The sequence below is a fragment of the Hymenobacter sp. B81 genome, assembly GCF_044628455.1.
In the GTDB taxonomy this organism is placed as follows: domain Bacteria; phylum Bacteroidota; class Bacteroidia; order Cytophagales; family Hymenobacteraceae; genus Solirubrum.
In genome coordinates this window covers 2,402,810-2,423,545 of sequence record NZ_JBIYZW010000001.1, presented here as the reverse complement: position 1 = coordinate 2,423,545, position 20,736 = coordinate 2,402,810, and the positions used below count along the sequence as shown (strand labels likewise).

Below are 20,736 nucleotides of genomic sequence, written 5' to 3'. Positions count from 1 at the left end.
GGTTATCATTCACTTAACCCGGCATCAGCTATGGTACGCAAACTGCAGAAAGTCGTCCTGATCGACGACAACGAAACCACCAGCTTCCTGAATAACCGCCTGTTGCAGCGGCTGGACCTGGCCGACAACGTACTGTCGTTTACCAACGCCGAACAGGCCTTTGCCCACTTCTGGGGCAAGCCCGCCCCCTCGGTCGACGAGGCGCCGGACCTGGTATTTGTGGACCTGAAGATGCCCGGCATGGATGGCTTCGAGTTCTTAAACCAGTACAACCGCCTGTCGCCCGAGCTGCGCGAAAAAACCGTTATGGCGGTGCTCACCACCTCCATGCACTCGGCCGATACCAGCCGGGTGGCGCAGTACGAAGGCGTGGAATACTTGGCCAAGCCGCTCACGGAAGAAAAGATGCAGAAGCTGCTGGACAAGCACTTCGCCGGCCTCAACTAAGCCGGACTTGCCCTTTACGAAAAAAGCCGCTCCGGGCAACCGGAGCGGCTTTTTTGTGCGCCTTGGGGCCGCGCTACTGCAACACGGGCACAAACTCAAACTTCTCGCCGTCGAACAAACCCTTGTCGCTGAGCTTGAGGGCGGGAATCACCAGCAGGGCCATGAACGAGAGGGTCATGAACGGCGCCGCCAGGATGCTGCCCAGTTGCTTAGCCAGCTGATCGACGGCTGTGTAGGCCTCGGCTACGGCGTAGCCTTCGCCGTCGGACATGAGCCCGGCCACCGGCAGCGGCAGCAGCAGCTCTTCGCCCGCGGCTCCCACGGCCGCCAGCCCGCCCCGGGCCGCAATAACCAGGTTCACGGCGCGGGCAATGGATTCGTCGTCGCAGCCCACGGCGGTGATGTTGTGCGAGTCGTGGCCGACGCTGCTGGCCAGTGCCCCGCGCTGCAGTCCGAAGCCGCGAATGAAGGCCACGGCCGGGGCGGCGCCGGCCTCGTAGCGGTTGACCACCGTGAGCTTAAGCACGTCGGCGGCCACGTCGGCTACCAGATTGCCGTCGTGCACCGGTACCTGGGCAGGCTCGGCGCTGGTAATGAGCTGGCCGTCGTAGCAGCGGATGGCGCGCACCGGGACCGAAGCCGCGGCGGCGGCCGGGGCCAGGCGGAAGTCGGCGGCCTGCACGGGGCGGGCCTGGAAGTTGTTGGGCGCCAGGTTGCGGCCCGCCGGCAGCAGCGTTTGGCCGTTTTCGGCCACCAGCTGTCCGCGCAGGTAGGTGTGCTGCACCCGGAAATCCCGCAGGTTGTCGACCACGATAAAGTCGGCCGCGTCGCCCACGCGCAGCAGGCCCACCGGGAGGCGGTAGTGCAGCACGGGGTTCAGGCAGGCGGCGCGCAGCACCTTAAACAAGTCGATGCCGCGGGCCAGCGCCCGGCGCACCAGCGCGTCGATGTGGCCCAGCACCAGGGAGTCGGGGTGCTTGTCGTCGGAGCAGAACATGATGCGCTCCGAGTGCTCGGGCAGCAAATCCACCAGGGCCTCGAAGTTGCGGGCGGCCGAGCCCTCGCGGATGAGAATGTGCATGCCCACGGCTAGCTTGTCGAGGGCTTCGTCGGCAGTGAAGCACTCGTGGTCGGTGCTCATGCCGGCGGCGGCGTAGCGGCGGGCGTCGTCGCCGCGCAGACCGGGCGCGTGGCCGTCGATGGGGCGGTTGTAGCGGCGGGCCAGGGCAATCTTTTCCAGCACGTCTGCATCGCCGTGCAGCACGCCGGGCCAGTTCATCATCTCGGCCAGGTAGCCGATCTGCGGATTCTGGAACAGCTGCTCGATGTCGTCGGCCGAGATGACCGCACCGGCGGTTTCGAAGGTGGTAGCCGGCACGCAGGAAGGCGCCCCAAAGCAGAAGTGAAAGGGCGACTGGCGGGCGTTGTCGAGCATGAACTCCACGCCGGCCACGCCCAGCACGTTGCCGATTTCGTGGGGGTCGGAGACGGTGGCCACGGTGCCGTGCACCACGGCCAGGCGGGCAAACTCGGCCGGCACCAGCAGGGAGCTTTCCACGTGCACGTGGGCATCCACGAAGCCCGGCAGGGCGTAGGGCAGGGCCGGGTCGGCAGCATCGCCTTCGTAGGCTATGGCGGCCACGCGGCCCTGGGCTACCTGCAGGGTAGCGGGGCGGATGGTGCGGGCAAACAAGTCAATGAGGTTGGCGCGGAGCAGGAAATCGACGGACATAGCGGCGGGAAAGGCACAAAACGGAAGAAAGCGGCGTTCAAGCCAGCGGGCAAAGAAGGTTATCTTTGCCTGAAATTCTAGCTACCGGTGAGGAAGACCCTGACATTGCTGCTTTCCCTGCTCATTCTGGGTACTTCGGTGCCCCTCACTACGGGCTGCGCCCGCCGCACGGCCCAGCAGAAGAAAACGGCGACGTTTAAGCGCAAAGCCAAAGGCGGCAAAACGCCCTGTCCCTGCGACTCGCACTGAGGCGACGGGCGGTATATTGCCCGAATTGTGCTTTGGTATGAGGGAAATGTTACTGCATTTGAGTCCGTCGGCGACTGATTACGTCCGCCCGAAAAAAGGCAGCCCTCGGTGGGTGGCGGGCTTGCCGGGCCGCAAGTGGCTGCTGGCGCTGCTGGTGGCCGGTCTGGGAGCGGCGCCGGGCGCCCACGCGCAGGGAGGAGCCATCGGGGCGGCTATTTCGGGCTTCAATATGGTATCCGGTGCTGCCACCCCCGTTTTCCGGCCCGGCGCTTACCAGCAGTTAGGCGGCGACTGGGTAGCGGCCAGGGTGTGCGTGCGCGGCGGCGACGTGCTGCTGGTGCGGCGGCCCGAAGAAGACAACCGCGAAAAGGCGTTGGGTCCGGAGAGCGTCAAGCGCGTGGTCGTCGGGCGCGACACCATGCAGGTGCTCACCCGGTTTACGTACCGGGTTAAAAAGCAGGATTATTACTGCTCGGCCGGTTTCGTGCAGCGCGTAGTGGGGCAGCAGGGCTACAGCCTGTACCGGCGCCAGCACTTCGACCGCTCGGGCCTGACCGAGCCAACCACGGTGTTTCTGCTGCAGCGCACTCCCGATGGGCCGCTGGAAACGGTGCCGGAGCAGCAAAAGGCGTTTCAGGCGTTTATGCTACCCATCCTGGCCGACAACGCGGCCCTGGCGGAGCAGCTGCAGCGCGGGCAGATTTTTCACTCACAGACGCCCTACGTGCTGTGGAAATACCTGGCGGGCAAACAGGCCGCCCGCTGAGCTACCGGCGGCTCCAGGATTCAGGCTGCGCCAAAAAAAATCGACCATTTTCACCCGCAAGTCCCGCGGTGGTCACCCGCCGGCAGCGGCAACAGTCGTTGCGGTTGCGGATATTGCCCAGCCCTCGTTAGGTCCCAACTCTGTTTTATGATTGAGCTTTCGCCCAACTCCACGCCTAGAGCTTCTTCTCAAGCTGCTTCGCCGCCAGTTCGCAAGCGGACAGGCAGGCGCCTCATGTTGCTGATGGCGGCCCTGCTGGTGGGCATTCCGGCCAGCTACGGGCAACTGGTGGGCATTGTGGCGGTGCTGGTGGCCAACTCCGTTGCCGCCGCCGACATGCAGTTTGTCACCCGGGGGCGCGGGCAGTTTCACCGGGTGGGCGGTGCTGCGTGGGAAACGGATTACCTGGTACTGACGAGTCGGAACGTAACCGTAGGCCAGGGCAGTGCGGCCAACACGCTGCATCTGGAGGCTTTGGAGGGAGTGGTCATCCACCAGGACTCTTTTGCCGTCGTCCGCCAAGCGCATTTTGCCCTGGTCGCCAAAGGAAAAGAAGCCCTGCCGCCTGCCACGGTTTTAGGGCGGCGGCTTTGGCGGCGGCCGCAGGTCGAATTGCTCAGCTACCGGGCAACCGCTGGCGAACTACCCCTGCTGCGCTTTGTCGATGGCAAGGCGGCCGTGCTGCCGAAGAAGCCCAGGGACTTTCGGGCGGCCATGCTGCTGCTCGTCGGGGACCACCCGATTCTGGCGCAGCAACTGAAAGGCGGCGAAAGCGCCTTGCAGCCGGAGCACCTCCGGCAGATCCTCGAGGTATACCTGCGTTGGAAGCCCGCCGGATTCGATACGACGGCCTTTTTTGCGGCGGCCGCTGGGGAAAAGGGCGAGTAATTGGTAGGTGGCCGCGCTGAGGAAGGTGCATCAGCACGCTTTGGGGCTTGCAACAAACCCGGCCAATGACGTGCAACGCGCCGGCCGCTGCCCGGCCTCCCGACTATATGACTGCTGCCTCGTTTCGCTTCTCTGGCCTGTTGACCGCGCTACTACTGGCTTCGGCCGGCTGCCTGGCCCAGCGGGTACCTTCCGCCGCCGCGCCGCCACCTACTCCCGCGCCGGCAGCCGACGCCGCCCAGTACCGCGGCACGGGGCTGCACGGCCGCTACCAGACCCCCGACGGCCGTTGGCACGCCGCGCGCGTGCACCAGTGGCGGCGCGACCGGGTGTACCTGGGCGAGCCGGACCGTCCCGACTTCCGGCCCTACTTCCCCAGCGAGGTAAAGCGCTTTGTGGTGGGCCCCGACACGATGGCAGCGGTGCAGCACTTCGTGCTGCCCAAGGGCCGCGGGCAGCTGGTGGCCCAGGGCTTTGCCCGGCAACTGCTGCGCCAGGGCGAGTACCGACTCTACCAGTATGACCATTCGGAAAACCCTTCGCCCCTGACGGCGCTTACCGCCCAGGTGATGCTGTTGCGCCGGGGAGCGGAGCCGCTGCAGGTAGTGCCCACCAGAGCCCGGGCGTACCGCGCCTGGATGCTGGCGCAGTTCGGCGCGTGCCCGGCGGTGGCGCGGCAACTGCGCACCGGCGCCGCCCGGCCCTGGCGCGACACCCCGCAGTTGCTGGCCACGTACGTAAGTTGGCAAACCCAAACGGCGGCCGCGGCCCCGGTTTCTCCCTAACGTTCGTTCCAATGTCCGAAAACCCCCTCGCCCAACTCCAGCAAGCCGCCGAAGCCGTGCGGCAGCAACTCGAGGTCAACGCCTTCGACGAGGCCGCCGTGCAGCGCCTCGAAGCATTCATTGAAGAGCAGCGCCCCCTGCTCACCCCGCAAACCACCCAGGGGGTGGTGGTGGCCTTGGGCGCATTCCTGGGGCAGTGCCTGGTCGAGGGCTTTCAGGGGGAATGGGCCTCGGCGCCCGACGGTACCACCGGCATCGGCGTGCGCGGCGACCTGTTTTTCAACCCGTTTTTCCGGGTAGCCATGCAGCTGGAGAAAGGACTAAGCGAGTCGGTTACGGCCTTCTACGCTTCCATGCCGGCCCGCCTGGCCGAGCCGCCCAAAAAGCGCAGCTGGATTTAGGCCTACCCCAAACGTTTGCAGTAAGAAATTAACAGAATAATTCAATAAATAGCCCCCGAACCGGACTAGGGTTTGGGGGTATTTTTTTGCTGAAAATTCGCGTTTGCGGCAAAAATTTTGTAACTACGTTGTCTCCCGAACGCGGGTTGCTTCATCTTTCTTTTTTCTTACTTCTTCTTGTCATGGAAGAACTCCGGACTGCCGCCGAAGCTGTGCGGCAACAACTCAACGTATCCGCCTTCGACGCTGTCGCCGTGCGGGCACTCACCGATTTTATTGAACAACAACGCCATGAAATTGAACCCGGCGCCCGCGCCGGCGTGGTCAATGCCCTCGGCTGCTTTTTAGGTCAGTGCATTATCAACTCATTTGGAGGGCGTTGGGAAACCAACGAGCACGGGGTAGTCGGCGTACAGCTTGGAGCGCATACCTTTGTGCGGCCGTTCGTGCACGTGGACCGTCAGCTCACGCACGGGCTTGTTGAATCGGTGGATGGGTTTTACCAGTCGGTGCCCGCCCGCCTGCAGCAGCCCGCGCCGCGGCGGACGTGGATTCCCGTGCCGCTTCCGCCGGCCACCCGCCGAACGCACGCTTCATGAAAAACATCGTCATAGCCATCGACGGCTACTCTTCCTGCGGCAAAAGCACCACGGCCAAAGCCGTAGCCGCCGAATTAGGCTATGCATACATCGACACCGGGGCCATGTACCGCGGCGTCACCCTTTACCTGCTCGAGCACGAGATTTCCTTCGACGACCTGCCGCGGGTGGAAGAAGCCCTGCACCAGCTGCAGATCAGCTTCAAGCGCAACCGCCGCACCGGCCGCAACGAGCTGTGCCTCGACGGCGTCATCCGCGAGGACGACATCCGGCAGATGCGGATTTCCAACTCCGTGAGCGAGGTGTCGGTCATTGCGGCCGTGCGCCACGCCATGGTGCGCCAGCAGCAGCGCATGGGCCGCAAGCGCGGCGTGGTGATGGACGGCCGCGACATCGGTACCACCGTGTTTCCCGACGCGGAGGTGAAGGTGTTTATGACCGCCGACGTGCACACCCGCGCCATGCGCCGGCAGATGGAGCTGGCCGCGAAAGGGGAGGAGGTGCCGCTCGACGACATCATCCAGAACCTGCAAAAGCGCGACCACATCGACTCAACCCGCGCCGAAAGCCCGCTGCGCCGCGCCGCCGACGCGGTACTACTCGATACCTCGCACATCACCATCGACGAGCAGGTGGATTTCGTGCTGGAGCGGGTGTCGTCGGTGCTGGTGGATGCGCTGCGCATGGCGGAAAAGGCCTGAGTTTCTGAGGGAAATGAGCTGGTGGAAAAACCTGTTTTCGGGGCGTCCGGCAACCCCGGTGCCCGCCGAACCTATTCCCCTGCCGCCAGCTGTGATTGATGAATCGGCCAAACCAGGCCTGCCGCCCGAACGGCCGCTGGCTGAGCTCCAAGGGCTGATCCGGTCCTTCGCGCGCCCGGCCTGGCTGCCCCTGACAGTTGACGCAGACCACGGTGCGCTGGCTTCCAAATTCGGCGGCCTTGGCTTGGTGAGTGCCAGCCACCCCGGGCCCGTATGCCCCGGCTGCCAGCAGCCCATGCCCTTGTTCGTGCAGCTGAACCCGGCCGATTTGCCCGCGGAAATGGCGCCCCGGCTGCAGGGCCAGCTGCTGCAGCTGTATTACTGTCCCAACGAGTGCGACGACGGGTTTTTGCCCTTCAGCTCCAGCTCGGTGGTGCGGCTGGTGCCGCCGGCCGAGCCGCCAGCCGCGGGGGCAGTAGCCGAGAGCTTGCCCGCCAAAACCATCGTCGGCTGGCGGGCGGTGGCCGATTACCCGCACTGGGAAGAATGGCCGACCATTGGCCTGACGCTGACCCTGGACGAAGGCGTGCGGCTGGAGCAGGAAAGCGCCGAGCCCCTGCTGCCCGCCCACCAGGACAAGCTGGGCGGCTGGCCCCACTGGGTGCAGGCACCGGACTACCCGGCCTGCCCCGAGTGCCACGAGCCGATGCAGGTGCTGTTTCAGCTGACTTCCGAGGAGCACTTGCCGTATATGTTTGGGGATGTGGGCACCGGCCATATTTCACAGTGCGCCCGGCATCTGCCGGTGCTGGCTTTCGGCTGGGCCTGTCACTAGCCACCTAATACCCGCGGGCTGCGGCACTAAACGTACCTTTGCCGCGTCTCCCGTTTGATCAAACCGCAGGACATGAACGTCACCATCGATAAAAATTCCGGGTATTGCTTCGGGGTCGAGTACGCTATTCAGATGGCGGAAGACGAGCTGGAAAACAGCGCGGAGCTGTATTGCCTGGGCGACATCGTGCACAACCGCATGGAAGTGGAGCGCCTGCACCAGCAGGGCCTGCGCGTCATCGACCGCGAGCAGCTGGGCACCCTGCACGACTGCAAGGTGCTGATTCGCGCCCACGGCGAGCCGCCCGAAACCTACGAGCTGGCCCTGCGCAACAACCTCACACTCATCGACGCTTCCTGCCCGGTGGTGCTCAAGCTGCAGAACCGTGTCAAGCACGCCTTCGACGCCACCCGGCGCCAGGACGGGCAGATCGTCATCTACGGCCAGCCCGGGCACGCCGAAGTGGCCGGGCTGGCCGGGCAGACCGGCAACCGCGCCATCATCGTGATGAACGAGGCCGACCTCGACCAGGTCGACTTCTCGCGGCCCGTCACTTTGTTCAGCCAGACCACCAAGAGCACCGCGGGCTTCTACCGCATGAAGGCGCTCATTGAGCAGCGCGTGGCCGCCGCGGGCACCCCGCAGGAAACCTTCGACGCCAACGACTCGATTTGCCGGCAGGTGTCGAATCGCGAGCCGCAGCTGCGCCGCTTTGCCCAGGAACACGACGTAATTGTGTTCGTGAGCGGGCGCAAAAGCTCCAACGGCAAGGCCCTGTACGCGGTGGTGCAGCAAACCAACCCGCGCAGCTACTTCGTCGAAAATGAGCAGGAGCTGGCCGAAGCCTGGTTTGAGGGCGCCCAGTCGGTGGGCATTTGTGGGGCCACCAGCACGCCCATGTGGCTGATGCAGCGCGTGGCCGACCGCATTGCCGAAATCGGCGCGGCCGTCCCGGCGTAGTGCAGCACCCCCGGCATTTTAATAGCTTGCCCGCCCGGTCGGCCCGACCGGGCGGTTTTGTGTTTCGGCCATGAAAAAGATTATTGGCTATTTCCTGCGCGGCCTGCTGATTCTGGCGCCGGTAACGCTCACCATCTACTTGCTGCTGGCCGTGTTCCGCTGGCTCGACGGCGCCTTCGACCTCAACGGCATTCCCGGTCTGGGGCTGGGGCTGATGGTGGTGCTGCTGACGCTGGTAGGCTACATCGGCTCGCACGTACGGCCCTTCATCGTGCTGGGTGAGCGGATTCTGAACCGCCTGCCGGTGGTCAACATCATCTACTCCAGCATCAAGGACGTGTTCGACGCCTTGCTGGGCGAGGAAGCCAAGTTCAACTGCCCGGTGCTGGTGAAGGTGTTTGCCGGCACCGAGTGCTACAAGCTCGGCTTCGTGACCCAGGAAACCATGGATATGATTCACCGCGACGACCTGACGGCCGTGTACTTCCCCGACTCCTACAACTTCTCGGGCGAGCTGCTGCTGGTGCCCAAGGAAAGCGTGATACGCCTCGACTTGCCCAGCTCCCAGGTCATGAAGTTCGTGGTATCGGGCGGCGTGGCCCGCCTTTGAGTCATTTATCAATTAACATTTATCATTTATCAGCCGGCACCGGCCTTGGTTAACCTTTTTAGCCGGCCTGTTTAGCTGGGGGCTTTTCATTTATCGCCTATCGGCCGGTGCCGACTTGGCAGCTGGGTTCGGCCTGGGTTGACTCATTTTACCCTGGAGCATTTTCATTTATCAATCATCATTTAACAGCCATCAGCCGTATCCGTCGCCAGCCGGAGCGGCTTGGCTTTCCCACGCCTGGGGCTGAGTCTGGCTTTTTGCCGCCGCAAGCCAATAAGTGGTCGAAGGTGCCTCAGGGCTGATGAATGATAAATGTTAATTGATAAATGACCCAGCTGCACTACGAGGTGTATGGGCACGGACCGCGCGTGGTGCTGGCCTTTCACGGCTACGGGCAGAGCGCGGGCCACTGGCGCAGCCTGGCCGGGGCGGTGGGCGAGCAGGTGACCCTCTACGCCTTCGACCTATTTTACCACGGCCGCAGCCGGCTGAGCAAGGCCGACGCGCCGCTCAGCAAGAAGCGCCTGAGTCAGCTGCTGGAAGCGTTTCTGGCCGAGCACGGCATCGAAAGCTTCGGGCTGCTGGCCTTCAGCATGGGGGCCAAGTTTGCCCTCACCCTGGCCGAGCACCGCCCCGCGCGCGTGCAGCAGCTCTGGCTCATTGCCCCCGACGGCATCCACGCCCAGTTCTGGTATTCGCTGGCTACCTATCCGCCCTGGATGCGCGGGGTGCTGGGCCGCGCCGTGCTACGTCCTCAGCGCCTGCTGCGCTTTATCGACCGGCTGGCCGAGCGCCGCCTCGTCGACCACGGCCTGGTGCGCTTTGCCCAGTGGCAGCTCGACAGCCGCGAAAAGCGCCTGCGCGTGTACCGCAGCTGGACCGGCTTCCGCCACCTCACCTTCGATTTGCGCCGCTTGGCCGCCGCGCTCAACCGTCGCCCCACGCCCATTACCTTTTTCCTCGGCCGCCACGACAAGGTGATTCCCCAGGCCGGCCTGCAAACGTTCATCGGCTCGTTGCACGCCGCCCACACCGTGCTGCTCGACACCGGCCACGCCGGGCTGATCTACGACGTGGCCGCCTACCTGCGCCGCCACCCTGAGGAGTGGCGCTGGGCCTGAGCTAAGCCGCCGCCCAGAGCCTGTCATTGCGAGCGAAGCGAAGCAACCGCAGGAAGGCGTAGTCAATCTTTCCCCTCGCGGCACGACCGAAAGAGCCTGACCACCCGAAAACCCGCTGTCATTGCGAGGAGGCACGACGAGGCAATCTTTCCCCGCGTGGCACGACCCAACGAGCCTGACCAGCCGGAATACGTTTTCAACTGGTCAGGCTCTTTCGGTTTCTACCACCGACAAGGACCGATTGCTGCGCTTCGCTCGCAATGACAGCGGATTTTCGGCTCGTCAGGCTCCGGCAGTTTTTACCACCGAAAAGGACCAATTGGCTATGCCTTCCTACGGTTGCTTCGGCTTACGCCTTGCCATGACAGCTGGGACGGGCGGCACGCAGGTATGTAACACGGCTTAGCTGGCCAGCTCCCGCGCGTAGAGGCGGAAGCTTTCCTCGTCGAAGGCCACGAAGACCACGGTTTCGGGCAGCGGGTGCTCCTGCAGAAACTGCCGCACCTCGCGCACGGCAATGCGCGTGGCCTCGGGCTTGGGGTAGCCGTAGACGCCGGTGCTGATGCCGGGGAAAGCCACGCTGGCCAGCTGCTGCTCGGCGGCCAGCTGCAGGCAGTGGCGGTAGCAGGCGGCCAGCAGCTGCGGCTCGTGCTGGTGGCCGCCCTGCCACACCGGCCCCACGGTGTGAATCACGTAGCGGGCCGGTAGCCGCCCGCCGGTCGTGATGACGGCCTGTCCTGTGGGCAGCCCCTCGGGGTATTGACTGAGACGAAGGGCGCGGCACTCCGCCAGAATCTGCGGGCCGCCGGCGCGGTGAATGGCTCCGTCGACGCCACCGCCCCCGAGCAGGGAGGAGTTGGCGGCGTTGACGATGGCGGCGGTGTCGAGGCGGGTGATGTCGGCCTGGGTCAGCAGGATGCGGCCGAAGGCCTGACGGGCGGAGTAGGGCAGGGGCATAGCGCGGGCCACCGATGGGCAGAACGGGATGATTGGATGGCTATGATACGGGAATGCCGGCTCCCCATTGCACTAGCTCACCCATTCACCGCTACGGCTCGTCGGCGTCTTTTGACGGTTCGGCGACTCCGCCCGGTGGTTCGGCACCTTTTACTTGAAGCTGAGGGGCGGGACCGGCTAGGTTTGATGCAAGATAACCGCCTAACCACCAGCCACCATGAACCTGCAAGACCCTAACGCCCGCCTCTGGAGCCTCGCCCAAAGCCGCGCTCAGTTCAAAATCCAGCTCCTGCGCTACGTGCTCGTCAGCGCCGTGCTCTGGGCCGTATGGTACTTCACCGGGCACCGCCTGCACGCCGGCCAGCAGGTGGCCTGGCCGGCCTGGGTGATGCTGTTCTGGGGCCTGGGCCTGGCTATTAAAGGGCTGACCAGCTACGGCCTGCTGGGCACCGACTCGCTGCCGGAGCGCGAGTACCAGCAGCTGCTGCGCGAGCGGGAGGCCAGCCGGCGCTAGGCCCCTCCCGGCAGCGCCCGCGCCGGGGCCATCCTGCCCGGCTTGTTCCAGGTATCGTCTGCGCGCTATATTTAACTCGGCCTCAGCCTCCTCACCCCACTACTGCCATGAACGCCCCCATCCAAGACCGTGACCCCCAGCTCTGGCGCATGGCCCGCCGCCGCGCCGCCTTCAAATCCCACCTGGTAACCTACGTATTCGTCAATGCGCTGCTGTGGGCTATCTGGTACTTCACCGGTGCCTACACCCACGGCTTCGTGCCCTGGCCGGTCTGGCCCAGCGTGTTCTGGGGCCTGGGCCTGGCCATCCAGGGCCTGACCACCTACGGCTTCCTGAACGAGCAAAGCTGGTCGGAGCGCGAGTACCAACAGCTGCTGCGCGACAAGGAAGCCGGTCGGCTGTAAGAACGAGTGGTGCCACGGCTTTGAAGTCGTGGCACCACTCGTTTAAGCTACCAGTATTGCTTGCCTGCCGCCTTGTTTGGGCAGCGTGGGCTAAACGTCGTGGCCCCGGCCGAACCGCCGTAACCTTTGCTCCCGGCTGGCAGTTGGTAGCGCTATGATACGCCGACTGCTTTCCCTGCTGGTGCTGCTGCCGCTGGCCGGCGCCCGCCCCGTAACCCCGCCCGCGCCCGACAACCTGGCCCGAATCAAGCTGCCGGCGGGCTTCCGCATCAGCTACTTTGCCCAGAACGTGGGCGGCGCCCGCTCCCTGGCCCTGGGCGCCGACGGTACCGTGTACGTGGGTACCCGCGGCCAGAAAGTATACGCCCTGCCCGACCGCAACCGCGACGGCCGCGCCGACGAAGTGCTGACCATTGCCGCGGGCCTGAACGAGCCCAACGGCGTGGCCGTGCGCAATGGCGCCCTGTACGTGGCCGAAATCAGCCGCATCCTGCGCTTCGACAACATCGGCGCCCGGCTCAAGAGCCCTCCCCGGCCGGTGGTGGTGTACGACCAGCTGCCCGACAAGGAGCACCACGGCTGGAAGTACATCAGCTTCGGGCCCGACGGCAAGCTCTACGTGCCCGTGGGCGCGCCTTGCAACGTGTGCCTGCAGGAGGAGCCCATCTTCGCCACCATCACCCGCATGAATCCCGATGGCACCGGCCTGGAAATCTTCGCCCGGGGCGTGCGCAACACCGTGGGCTTCGACTGGAGCCCGGTGGACCAGGCCCTGTGGTTTACCGACAACGGCCGCGACCTGATGGGCGACGACGTGCCGGCCTGCGAGCTGAACCGCGCCCCCAACGCCGGCCTGCACTTCGCACTTCGGCTTTCCCTACATCCACCAGGGCGACCTGCCCGACCCGCAGTTCGGCAAGGGCAAGTCGGCCGCGACCTACGTAGCCCCGGCCCGCAAGCTGGGCGCGCACGTGGCGCCGCTGGGCATGAAGTTCTACACCGGCCGCATGTTCCCGGCTGCTTACCGCAACCAGATTCTGATTCCCGAGCACGGCTCCTGGAACCGCTCCCGCAAGAGCGGCTACCGCATAATGCTGGTGAAGCTCGACGCCAGCGGCCGGCAGGCCACGTCCTACGAACCCTTCGCCACGGGCTGGCTGCAGGGCGAGCGTAGCTGGGGCCGCCCGGTGGCCCTGCTGGTGCTGCCCGACGGCTCCCTACTGGTCTCCGACGACCAGAACGACTGCGTGTACCGCATCAGCTACGTCGGCTAGGGGGCCGGGGGGAGGCTACCGGAGGGGCTGGGGAGAGAGGGCCGGGGGTGAAGCGAAAAAAAACCGGCCGTTCTGCCGCTGCACTGCCGCCCGCGCCCGTATTTTGCCCCCGTGAAGCAGCCCCAGTCCCGACGTCCGCCGAAGAGAACCGTAGGCCGCCGCGAACTGGTGGATTTTCCTCTGCTCGGGCTGAGCGGCGTGGAGGCCAAGGTCGACACCGGCGCCTTCACCGGGGCCATTCACTGCTCCGACATTCACGTGGACGCGCTGCCGGACGGGCGGCCCGTGCTGCGCGTGCTGCTGCTCGACGACGAGCACCCCGCCTTCAACGGCCGCCCCCTGCACTTCCCCGAGTTTGCCTTGCGCGATATTCGCTCCTCCAACGGCGACGTGCAGGAGCGCTACGTCATCCGCACCACCATCCGGCTGTTCGGCGAAGACTTCGACACCGAGTTTTCGCTTTCCGACCGCTCCGACATGAAGTACCCCGTACTCATCGGGCGGCTGCTGCTGCGCCGGGCCCGGCTGGTGGTCGACGTGGCCCGCCGCAACCTCTCGTACCGGCAGCAGCACCGCCGCCAGCCCGACTAACGCCGGTTCTTTCGAAATTCCTACCCGTTATTCCCTCGCCCCATGAAATTGGCGATTCTGTCGCGTGAGCCCAAACTGTACTCCACCCAGCGCCTGGTGGAAGCAGCCGTAGCGCGCGGCCATCAGGTCGAAGTCATTGACCATTTGCAGTGCAACCTTGTGCTCGAAAAGGGCACGCCCAGCATCATCTACGAGGGCCGCCGGCTCGAAGGCTTCGACGCGGTGATTCCCCGCATCGGCGCCTCCGTCACGTTCTACGGCACGGCCGTGGTGCGCCAGTTCGAGATGATGAAGGTGCGCACGGCCGTCGACAGCCAGGCCATCGTCCGCTCCCGCGACAAGCTGCGCTCCATGCAGATTCTGGCCCGCGCCGGGGTGGGCATGCCCAAAACGGCCTTCACCAACTATTCCGACGAGGTGCTGGAAATGATTCAGCAGGTGGGCGGCGCGCCGGTCATCATCAAGCTGCTCGAAGGCACCCAGGGCCTGGGCGTGGTACTGGCCGAGACGGAGAAGGCGGCCCAGTCGGTTATCGAGGCCTTTCACAACCTCAAGGCCCGCATCATCGTGCAGGAGTTCATCGCCGAAAGCAAGGGCGCCGATCTGCGCGCCTTCGTGGTCAACGGCGAGGTAGTGGGGGCCATGAAGCGCCAGGGCAAGGAGGGCGAGTTCCGCTCCAACCTGCACCGCGGCGGCACGGGCAAGCTCGTCAAGCTCACCCGGGCCGAGAAGGCCGCCGCCCTGCTGGCCACCAAGGCCCTGGGTTTGGGCATTGCCGGCGTGGATATGCTGCAGAGCCAGCGCGGGCCGTTGGTGCTGGAAGTGAATTCCTCGCCCGGCCTCGAAGGCATCGAAAAAGCCACCGGCCTCGACATTGCCGGCAAAATCATCGAGTACACCGACCAGCTGGCCGCCAAAAGGAAGCCCAAGAAGAAGCCCAGCCCCCAGTCGGCCGCCAAATCCCTGCCCGATACCCAGTCGGACGAGCAGCACCTGTAGGCGGGAGCCGAGCAGCGCGTAGTAATGCGCCTCGGGCGTTTGGGCTTGGCCGGTTAACCGCCTGGTCGCACATGGCGGTGTTGCTGAGCAGGCGGGCGGGTTACCTCGTTCCCGGCAGGCCTATCAAGGGGCAGGTTCTAACCGTTTCCGACTATGCGACCGGCTCCTGGTATTCGATGGTGGCCGCTGGCGCTGCTCCTGTTGCCAGGCTGCGGGGCGCCGGATGCTGCCGAAGTCTACCCCTTCGAAACGGCCCCCACCAAGCGCCGGCTGAACCTGGTCCGGCTTCTGGGGCCGCAGCTCACCCTGGTAGCGGCCGCCGATACGCTGCAGCTGGCCGTGCGCTTCGAGCGACCGACCCGCACGAGCCTGGTGCTGAACGCCCGAACCGGTGATACCCTGCTGCGGGGCTGGGTGACGCGCTACCGGGGGCTGTACTACCTCACCCAGCCCCGCACCGATTCCAGCTACTGGGTGCACGCCTGGCGCCGCACCAGTACCACGGTGCAGGGCCTGACCAACGACTGGGAGCAAATGCTGGCGTTGCGGTACGCCGCCGACCGGGGCGAGCTGCCCCCGCCGCTATTGCGGGCAACAGTGCAGGCGGATACCGTTCTAACCAAGCGGCTGCGCTACGACGCCGCCCGGCTACGGCCCTTCTTTGAAGCGCTGGTTGACAGCTGTCCGCGCTACCAGGTGCTGACAGCCCGGCTGCCGGCGGCTCAGCCAACGGCAGCTTCCCTGGTGCGCAGCGTGTACCCCAACCCCGCCCGCAGCTACGTGGAAGTGGTATTCGGGCGTACCGGCGCCAGCAAGGCGGAGCTGCTTGACCAGCAGGGCCGGCGCCGACGCATGGTCCGGCACGACTCCACTAACCGGCTGACCTTGTCCCTGCACGAAGTTCCGGCCGGCGTTTATCTATTACGTCTGCACGATGAGGCCACTCACGCCGCGGCTACCCGTCGGCTGGTGGTGGAATAGGCCGCCGGAATTTGCGGAACTTAGACCGCCCCGCCTCACGCCATTTACGCCGCCTTTGGACCCTACCGCTACTCCCGCCGCCCCCGTCCCCGATTTCAGCCTCAACGGCCTCACCATCCGCCCCGGCGAGCAGGTGCTCACCCGCCTCGTCATTGCCCGGCTGCCCTCGGGCACGGTCATCGACGTGCCGGTGCACGTGTTCCGTTCGACTCAGCCCGGCCCCACGGTGCTGCTGATGGCGGGCATGCACGGCGACGAGGTAAACGGCATCGAAACCATCCGGCGCATGGTGCGGCGCGGGCAGCTGCAGCAGCCGCTGCGCGGCAGCATCGTGGCCATTCCCATCCTGAACATCTACGGCTTCCTGAACTTCTCGCGCGAGGTGCCCGACGGCAAGGACGTGAACCGCTCGTTTCCCGGTCACCCGCGCGGCTCGGTAGCCAGCCGGGTGGCCCACCGCTTCATGCGCGAAATCATGCCGCTGATCGACTACGGCATCGACTTCCACACCGGCGGGGCGGCGCGCTCCAACCACCCGCAGGTGCGTTGCCTGCTGGGCGAAGACCCCGAAACCGACGCCCTGGCCGCTGCCTTTGCCGCGCCCTTCACCCTGCACGCGGCCCTGCGTCCCGGGTCGCTGCGCGAGGCCGCCATGCAGCAGGGCCGGCGCATCATCGTGTACGAGACCGGCGAGTCGCTGCGCCTCGACGAGGGCGGCATCGAGCTGGCCACGGCCGGCACCTTCCGGTTTCTGCACCACCTGGGCATGCTGCCCGACGCGCCCGCGCCCGCCCAGGCCACGGTGGTGTGCCGCCGCCACACCTGGCTGCGGGCCAAGTACGCCGGGCTGTGGCGCAGCTACCTGAAAACCGGCGACTACGTGCAGAAGGGCCAGGAATACGGCGTGGTGGCCGACCCCTACGGCGAGCAGGCCGTGCGGCTGGTGTCGCCGGTGAGCGGCTTCATCATCGGCCTCAACCACATGCCGGTCGTCAACCAGGGCGATGCGCTGCTGCACATCGGCGTGCCCGAGCCGGCCGACAAGGCGGGCTAGGCCAGCCCGGGCAACCCCGATAGGCTCTGCTGGGGCTTCGGGGGCTTCGTAGCCAGAGCATTCGAGAGGAGCAACCGGCGGGCAGTAAGCCGCGAAAGTGGGGCGCCCTGCCCAGCGCGGACCACGCTTAAAACATTCATTCTTGTTGAATTAATATTCAGACGCACGTCGCCCGGCCTATCTTGCCGCCATGAGAGTGTGGCTGCTGCTGCTGCTTGTTATTGGGGGGCTGGTTAGGCCGACCCGGGCCGCGCCCGGGGGCGGGTGGCTGCCCGATGCGGCTCTTGGCGGCCTGATGCTGCGCAACCTGACCTCGACGCCCGACGGCCTGCTCTGGGTAGGTACCGACGACGGCGTGTACCGCTACGATGGCAGCGAACTGGTGCCCCTCAATGCCCTGCGCCGCGGCGGCGTGTCCCTGCCCCCTGTACCCTGCAACGAACTGCTGGCTTTGCCCGACGGCCAGCTCTGGCTGGGCACCGAGGCCGGCCTCTTCCGCTTTCGCCCCGACGGCGTGCTGGAGGCCCTGGCGCTGCCCGAGCCTCGCAGCAGCAACCGGCACATTACCACCCTGGCCACCGACGGGCGGCGGGTGTGGGTGGGCCAGGACCGGGCCGGCGTGCGCGCCTACACCCTGGCCGGGCGGCCTACCGCGCAGCCGCTCAGCGCCGGCACCAGCGTGGGCGACATCTGGACGGCTCCCGACGGCACTCTCTGGCTGTCGGGCCCCGATAGCCTGCGCCAACTGCGCCCCGGCGGGCAGCGGCTGGGCGCCTGGCCGGTGTCCATTCCGGGCGTGCTGCGGCTGGTGTACGACCCCGCCGGCCGGCCCTGGCTGCTGAGCAGCAGCGCCGCCTACCGCCTCGGCCCCGCCGGACGGTGCACCGAGATGCTGCGCTGGGCTTCTCGCGCCACTGAAACGGGTACCGACTTGCTGCGTCTGCCCGAGGGGCCCGTGCTCATTACCCCGGGGCAGGTGCGGGAGCTGAAATGGACGCCCGGCCCTGCGCCGCAGCTGCGGCTGCGCACCGTCCTGCCGCTGCCTTTTCCCGTGGGCGACATTTGGCGCGGCCGCCTTAAAGCCGACCAGGCCGGCCGTTGGTGGGTGTTCGATACCGGCCTGCGCGGCTGCTGGACCCGGGCTGCTTCTACCGACTTTATCCGGGCGCTGCCGGGGCCGGACGGGCGCCCCTACAGCGTGCGGGCCGCTGTGCGCCTGCCCGATGGCCGCTTGCTGGTGAGCAGCTACGGCCGCCTGCTGACTCAGGCTGCTGATTCGTCGCTGGCCCCGCTGCGGCCCTGGCGGGCGGCGGTGCTGCCCACCGGCAACGCCCCCGTGCTGCTGGGCATCGTGCCGGCGCCGCTGGGGCCGGGCGGCGACTGGCTGGCGGCGGGCGCCTTTCCGCTGCTGCGCTTCAACCCGCGCACCGGGCAGTTCCGGCACCTGGTGCCGCGGGGACAGGTGCAGGCCGACATCGGCGTCAACAGCCTGGAGCGTGACCCGGGCAGCGGCCGCGTGTGGGCTGCCACCCGCATCGGGCTGTACGAGTACGACCCCGCTGCCCAAACCTTCCGGCCCTATGTGCCGCCCGCCCGGCCCGGCGCCGCCCCGCCCCTGGCCGGGCAGCTGCTCGAGGACGTGTGCCCCGATGGCCGGGGGCACCTCTGGCTGGCCACGCCCGAGGGCGTGGAACAACTCACGCTGCGCACCGGCGCGCGCGTGCGCTACGGCCCCACGGTCCCGGCGCCGCGTCGCGTGGCCGTCGGCGGGGCCCGCTGCCTGTACCTGGCGCCCGAAGGCCGGCTGTGGGTGGGCACGCGCGCCCACGGCCTGGCCGTTATCGAGCCCGATGGCCGCGCCCGGGTGGTGCTGACGCGGGGCCAGGGCCTGCCCAGTTCCTCGGTGGCTACCATCACGCCCAGCGCGGGCGGTTTCCTCTGGCTGGGTACCTACCAGGGGCTGGTGCGCTACCAGCCAAACAGCAGGCAGCTGGCCGTATTTACCACCGCCGACGGCCTAGCTTCTGATGAGTGCAACGCCCGCGCCGCCTACGTAGACCCGGCCGACAGCTCCCTGCTGATCGGCAGCGTGGCCGGGATGCACCGGGTGTGGCCCGGCCGGGTGCCCCTGACCTCCGCCGTGCGGCCGCGCCTGTTGCTGACGGCCCAAACCGTGCTTAGCGCCTCGGCCGAGGCCAGTCGCACCCGCTACCTGCTGCCCCCCGATGGCCTGCCGGCCCTCACGCTGGCGCCCGAGGCGCCTCTCATCGACCTGCACCTGGCCCTGACCAACACCCCCGACCCCGCCCGGGCCCGGTACGCCTACCGGGTGCGCGGCTGGCTGGCCGACCGGTGGCTGGGTCTGGGCACTACCCCGCAGCTGCGCCTGCAGGGCCTGCCGCCGGGGCGCTACACCGTGGAAGTACGGGGCGAAACCAGCCAGGGCGTGCCCGCCGCCAACGTGCTGCGCCTGCCCTTGGTGGTGACGGCCGCGTGGTGGAACCGACCCCTGACCTGGGTGCTGGCCGCGGTGGCCGCCGTGGCCGCGGTGTACCTGTGGCAGCGCGGCCGGCTGCGGCGGGTGCAGCGCGAAAATGCCCTGCGCGCCCGCCTGGCCGCCGATCTGCACGACGAAGTGGGCTCGTTGCTGACCCGCGTGACCATGCAGGCCGAGCTACTGCGCGAGCTGGAGCAGGGCCCGCCCGCCCGCCTCACGGCCTTGGTCGACGACAGCCGCGCCGCAGCCAGTACCGTGCGCGACATTATCTGGAGCGTGGACGCGGGCGCCGACAGCTTGGCGGCCCTCGTGGACCGCATGCGGGACCACCTCGACGCCACGGCCCGCGCCACCGGCCGCCAGCTGCTGCTCGACGACGCGCACCTACCGCCTGAGTTAAATCGGCCCCTGCCGCCCACGGTGCGCCAGCACGTGTACCTGATCTTCAAGGAAGCCGTCAACAATGCCCTGAAATACTCTCGGCCCGGCAGCGTCATCGGCGTGGCCCTACACTACGCCTCCCCGCTGGAGCTGACGGTGAGCAGTCAGGGAGCAGCAGCGGGCACCTCGCGAGCGGGGCAGGGGCTGCGCAACATGCGACACCGCGCCCAGCTGCTCGGAGCCGAGCTGGCCGCCGGGCCGGTGCCGGGCGGCTGGCAGGTGCGGCTGCGGGTGCCCTAGCTGCCCCGGAAACGTTTACAGGTCGCCCTTCACGGCCCGGCTCAGCAGTTCGGCCCGCGAGTTGACTTTCAGCTTGTCGTAGAGACGCTTGACGTAGGTGTGCACCGTGTCGGGGGAGAGGGTGAGGCGGGCGGCTACCTGCTTTTCGGTGAGGCCTTCGACCAAGCCCTGCAGCACCTCCTGCTCACGGGCCGAGAGCAGGTCGGGCTGCTGGCTGGGGGCGGGCTGGAAGTGCTGCAGGGCCTTGCGGGCCACCGAAGGGGAGAGGGCCGCCCCGCCCTGCAGCACGTCGAGGATGGCTTGCCGGTACTGGGGCAGGCTGGTGGCGTTTTTGATGACGTAGCCCGTGGCGCCGGCCCGCAGCGCCTGGTAGATGCGGTCGGGGTCGTCGTGCATAGTTTGCAGAATCACGTCGCAGTTGGGCAGGCGCTTGCGCAGCTGGGGCAGGGCTTGCAGGCCAGTCTGGCCGGGCAGGCTCACGTCGAGCAGAATGACGCGCGGGGGCAAACTCAGTTCCAGCTCCGCCCAGAACTCTTCCATCGAGCCGACGACGATCGGGCAGGTAAACTCGGGCTGGCGACCCAGGTACTCCCGTAGCAGCTCGCGCACGCGGGCGTCGTCTTCAACGAGGGCCAGGGCAATGGGAAAGGTGGGGGCGGTCATCGGCCGCAAAGGTGGGTTGCGGCGGCC

Annotated in this window: 24 protein-coding genes; 21 read left to right on the top strand and 3 right to left on the bottom strand. The window is 66.8% G+C overall.

Annotated features, from left to right (window positions below; all coding sequences use genetic code 11):
• The first annotated feature begins 30 nt into the window (after positions 1-30).
• Positions 31-447, top strand: a complete 417-nt coding sequence (locus ACE191_RS10605; protein WP_400192178.1) for a response regulator — start codon at positions 31-33, stop codon at positions 445-447.
• Between the two features lie 73 nt (positions 448-520).
• On the opposite strand, the gene ade is transcribed toward ACE191_RS10605, so the two are convergent.
• Entirely contained in the window at positions 521-2,179 is a 1,659-nt protein-coding gene (ade, locus tag ACE191_RS10600) for an adenine deaminase (protein ID WP_400192177.1), read from the bottom strand.
• Between the two features lie 87 nt (positions 2,180-2,266).
• Here ade and ACE191_RS10595 point away from each other — a divergent pair, with 87 nt between their 5' ends.
• The 11 genes from ACE191_RS10595 (at position 2,267) to ACE191_RS10545 (ending at position 10,094) form a co-directional block, all read left to right on the top strand.
• On the top strand, positions 2,267-2,428 hold the full coding sequence (locus ACE191_RS10595; RefSeq protein WP_400192176.1) for a hypothetical protein: 162 nt from the start codon (positions 2,267-2,269) through the stop codon (positions 2,426-2,428).
• 112 nt (positions 2,429-2,540) lie between these two features.
• Positions 2,541-3,194 carry a hypothetical protein gene (locus ACE191_RS10590; RefSeq protein ID WP_400192175.1) on the top strand — a complete coding sequence of 218 codons (654 nt, stop codon included), beginning with the start codon at positions 2,541-2,543 and terminating at the stop codon, positions 3,192-3,194.
• 147 nt (positions 3,195-3,341) lie between these two features.
• Complete coding sequence (locus tag ACE191_RS10585) at positions 3,342-4,082, top strand: hypothetical protein (RefSeq protein ID WP_400192174.1); 741 nt, start codon at positions 3,342-3,344, stop codon at positions 4,080-4,082.
• 140 nt (positions 4,083-4,222) lie between these two features.
• Entirely contained in the window at positions 4,223-4,867 is a 645-nt protein-coding gene (locus ACE191_RS10580) for a hypothetical protein (RefSeq protein WP_400192173.1), read from the top strand.
• A gap of 11 nt (positions 4,868-4,878) precedes the next feature.
• Positions 4,879-5,268 (top strand): hypothetical protein, encoded by a 390-nt coding sequence (locus tag ACE191_RS10575; protein ID WP_400192172.1) that lies wholly within the window; start codon positions 4,879-4,881, stop codon positions 5,266-5,268.
• Between the two features lie 182 nt (positions 5,269-5,450).
• Positions 5,451-5,867 carry a hypothetical protein gene (locus ACE191_RS10570; RefSeq protein ID WP_400192171.1) on the top strand — a complete coding sequence of 139 codons (417 nt, stop codon included), beginning with the start codon at positions 5,451-5,453 and terminating at the stop codon, positions 5,865-5,867.
• Positions 5,864-6,568, top strand: a complete 705-nt coding sequence (gene cmk / locus ACE191_RS10565) for a (d)CMP kinase (RefSeq protein ID WP_400192170.1) — start codon at positions 5,864-5,866, stop codon at positions 6,566-6,568. Before ACE191_RS10570 ends, cmk begins: the two co-directional genes overlap by 4 nt.
• A complete protein-coding gene (locus tag ACE191_RS10560) occupies positions 6,540-7,403 on the top strand; it encodes a DUF1963 domain-containing protein (RefSeq protein ID WP_400192169.1) in 864 nt (287 codons plus the stop codon). The genes cmk and ACE191_RS10560 overlap by 29 nt, the downstream gene beginning before the upstream one ends.
• A gap of 72 nt (positions 7,404-7,475) precedes the next feature.
• Positions 7,476-8,363 carry a 4-hydroxy-3-methylbut-2-enyl diphosphate reductase gene (locus tag ACE191_RS10555; protein ID WP_400192304.1) on the top strand — a complete coding sequence of 296 codons (888 nt, stop codon included), beginning with the start codon at positions 7,476-7,478 and terminating at the stop codon, positions 8,361-8,363.
• A gap of 70 nt (positions 8,364-8,433) precedes the next feature.
• Positions 8,434-8,973: a DUF502 domain-containing protein gene (locus ACE191_RS10550; RefSeq protein WP_400192168.1), complete on the top strand. Its 540-nt coding sequence runs from the start codon at positions 8,434-8,436 to the stop codon at positions 8,971-8,973.
• A 326-nt stretch (positions 8,974-9,299) separates the two neighbouring features.
• A complete protein-coding gene (locus tag ACE191_RS10545) occupies positions 9,300-10,094 on the top strand; it encodes an alpha/beta fold hydrolase (RefSeq protein WP_400192167.1) in 795 nt (264 codons plus the stop codon).
• A gap of 402 nt (positions 10,095-10,496) precedes the next feature.
• Here ACE191_RS10545 and ACE191_RS10540 read toward each other — a convergent pair whose 3' ends face one another.
• Positions 10,497-11,051 (bottom strand): O-acetyl-ADP-ribose deacetylase, encoded by a 555-nt coding sequence (locus ACE191_RS10540; RefSeq protein ID WP_400192166.1) that lies wholly within the window; start codon positions 11,049-11,051, stop codon positions 10,497-10,499.
• 217 nt (positions 11,052-11,268) lie between these two features.
• Here ACE191_RS10540 and ACE191_RS10535 point away from each other — a divergent pair, with 217 nt between their 5' ends.
• The 9 genes from ACE191_RS10535 to ACE191_RS10495 all read left to right on the top strand — a co-directional run bounded on the left by ACE191_RS10535 (position 11,269) and on the right by ACE191_RS10495 (position 20,046).
• Positions 11,269-11,565, top strand: coding sequence for a 2TM domain-containing protein (locus tag ACE191_RS10535; RefSeq protein WP_400192165.1), 297 nt, complete (start codon positions 11,269-11,271; stop codon positions 11,563-11,565).
• Between the two features lie 107 nt (positions 11,566-11,672).
• Positions 11,673-11,969, top strand: a complete 297-nt coding sequence (locus tag ACE191_RS10530; protein WP_400192164.1) for a 2TM domain-containing protein — start codon at positions 11,673-11,675, stop codon at positions 11,967-11,969.
• A gap of 154 nt (positions 11,970-12,123) precedes the next feature.
• Complete coding sequence (locus ACE191_RS10525) at positions 12,124-13,143, top strand: PQQ-dependent sugar dehydrogenase (RefSeq protein ID WP_400192163.1); 1,020 nt, start codon at positions 12,124-12,126, stop codon at positions 13,141-13,143.
• Complete coding sequence (locus ACE191_RS10520) at positions 13,067-13,243, top strand: hypothetical protein (protein ID WP_400192162.1); 177 nt, start codon at positions 13,067-13,069, stop codon at positions 13,241-13,243. Before ACE191_RS10525 ends, ACE191_RS10520 begins: the two co-directional genes overlap by 77 nt.
• A gap of 111 nt (positions 13,244-13,354) precedes the next feature.
• Entirely contained in the window at positions 13,355-13,834 is a 480-nt protein-coding gene (locus ACE191_RS10515) for an ATP-dependent zinc protease (protein ID WP_400192161.1), read from the top strand.
• A gap of 42 nt (positions 13,835-13,876) precedes the next feature.
• Complete coding sequence (gene rimK, locus ACE191_RS10510; RefSeq protein WP_400192160.1) at positions 13,877-14,833, top strand: 30S ribosomal protein S6--L-glutamate ligase; 957 nt, start codon at positions 13,877-13,879, stop codon at positions 14,831-14,833.
• Between the two features lie 153 nt (positions 14,834-14,986).
• Complete coding sequence (locus tag ACE191_RS10505) at positions 14,987-15,814, top strand: T9SS type A sorting domain-containing protein (protein ID WP_400192159.1); 828 nt, start codon at positions 14,987-14,989, stop codon at positions 15,812-15,814.
• 55 nt (positions 15,815-15,869) lie between these two features.
• On the top strand, positions 15,870-16,868 hold the full coding sequence (locus ACE191_RS10500) for a succinylglutamate desuccinylase/aspartoacylase family protein (protein WP_400192158.1): 999 nt from the start codon (positions 15,870-15,872) through the stop codon (positions 16,866-16,868).
• Between the two features lie 190 nt (positions 16,869-17,058).
• Positions 17,059-20,046, top strand: a complete 2,988-nt coding sequence (locus ACE191_RS10495) for a histidine kinase (RefSeq protein ID WP_400192157.1) — start codon at positions 17,059-17,061, stop codon at positions 20,044-20,046.
• A 15-nt stretch (positions 20,047-20,061) separates the two neighbouring features.
• Here the strand turns inward: ACE191_RS10495 and ACE191_RS10490 are convergent, their stop codons facing one another.
• Entirely contained in the window at positions 20,062-20,709 is a 648-nt protein-coding gene (locus ACE191_RS10490; protein WP_400192156.1) for a LuxR C-terminal-related transcriptional regulator, read from the bottom strand.
• Between the last annotated feature and the right edge of the window lie 27 nt (positions 20,710-20,736).

Excerpts from the sequence above, each read along its gene's own strand:
- ACE191_RS10605 (WP_400192178.1), top strand. The coding sequence starts at position 31 with ATGGTACGCAAACTGCAGAAAGTCGTCCTGATCGACGACAACGAAACC.
- ade (WP_400192177.1), bottom strand. The coding sequence starts at position 2,179 with ATGTCCGTCGATTTCCTGCTCCGCGCCAACCTCATTGACTTGTTTGCC.
- ACE191_RS10585 (WP_400192174.1), top strand. The coding sequence starts at position 3,342 with ATGATTGAGCTTTCGCCCAACTCCACGCCTAGAGCTTCTTCTCAAGCT.
- ACE191_RS10575 (WP_400192172.1), top strand. The coding sequence starts at position 4,879 with ATGTCCGAAAACCCCCTCGCCCAACTCCAGCAAGCCGCCGAAGCCGTG.
- ACE191_RS10570 (WP_400192171.1), top strand. The coding sequence starts at position 5,451 with ATGGAAGAACTCCGGACTGCCGCCGAAGCTGTGCGGCAACAACTCAAC.
- cmk (WP_400192170.1), top strand. The coding sequence starts at position 5,864 with ATGAAAAACATCGTCATAGCCATCGACGGCTACTCTTCCTGCGGCAAA.
- ACE191_RS10560 (WP_400192169.1), top strand. The coding sequence starts at position 6,540 with ATGCGCTGCGCATGGCGGAAAAGGCCTGAGTTTCTGAGGGAAATGAGC.
- ACE191_RS10555 (WP_400192304.1), top strand. The coding sequence starts at position 7,476 with ATGAACGTCACCATCGATAAAAATTCCGGGTATTGCTTCGGGGTCGAG.
- ACE191_RS10550 (WP_400192168.1), top strand. The coding sequence starts at position 8,434 with ATGAAAAAGATTATTGGCTATTTCCTGCGCGGCCTGCTGATTCTGGCG.
- ACE191_RS10545 (WP_400192167.1), top strand. The coding sequence starts at position 9,300 with ATGACCCAGCTGCACTACGAGGTGTATGGGCACGGACCGCGCGTGGTG.
- ACE191_RS10540 (WP_400192166.1), bottom strand. The coding sequence starts at position 11,051 with ATGCCCCTGCCCTACTCCGCCCGTCAGGCCTTCGGCCGCATCCTGCTG.
- ACE191_RS10535 (WP_400192165.1), top strand. The coding sequence starts at position 11,269 with ATGAACCTGCAAGACCCTAACGCCCGCCTCTGGAGCCTCGCCCAAAGC.
- ACE191_RS10530 (WP_400192164.1), top strand. The coding sequence starts at position 11,673 with ATGAACGCCCCCATCCAAGACCGTGACCCCCAGCTCTGGCGCATGGCC.
- ACE191_RS10525 (WP_400192163.1), top strand. The coding sequence starts at position 12,124 with ATGATACGCCGACTGCTTTCCCTGCTGGTGCTGCTGCCGCTGGCCGGC.
- rimK (WP_400192160.1), top strand. The coding sequence starts at position 13,877 with ATGAAATTGGCGATTCTGTCGCGTGAGCCCAAACTGTACTCCACCCAG.
- ACE191_RS10505 (WP_400192159.1), top strand. The coding sequence starts at position 14,987 with ATGCGACCGGCTCCTGGTATTCGATGGTGGCCGCTGGCGCTGCTCCTG.
- ACE191_RS10495 (WP_400192157.1), top strand. The coding sequence starts at position 17,059 with ATGAGAGTGTGGCTGCTGCTGCTGCTTGTTATTGGGGGGCTGGTTAGG.
- ACE191_RS10490 (WP_400192156.1), bottom strand. The coding sequence starts at position 20,709 with ATGACCGCCCCCACCTTTCCCATTGCCCTGGCCCTCGTTGAAGACGAC.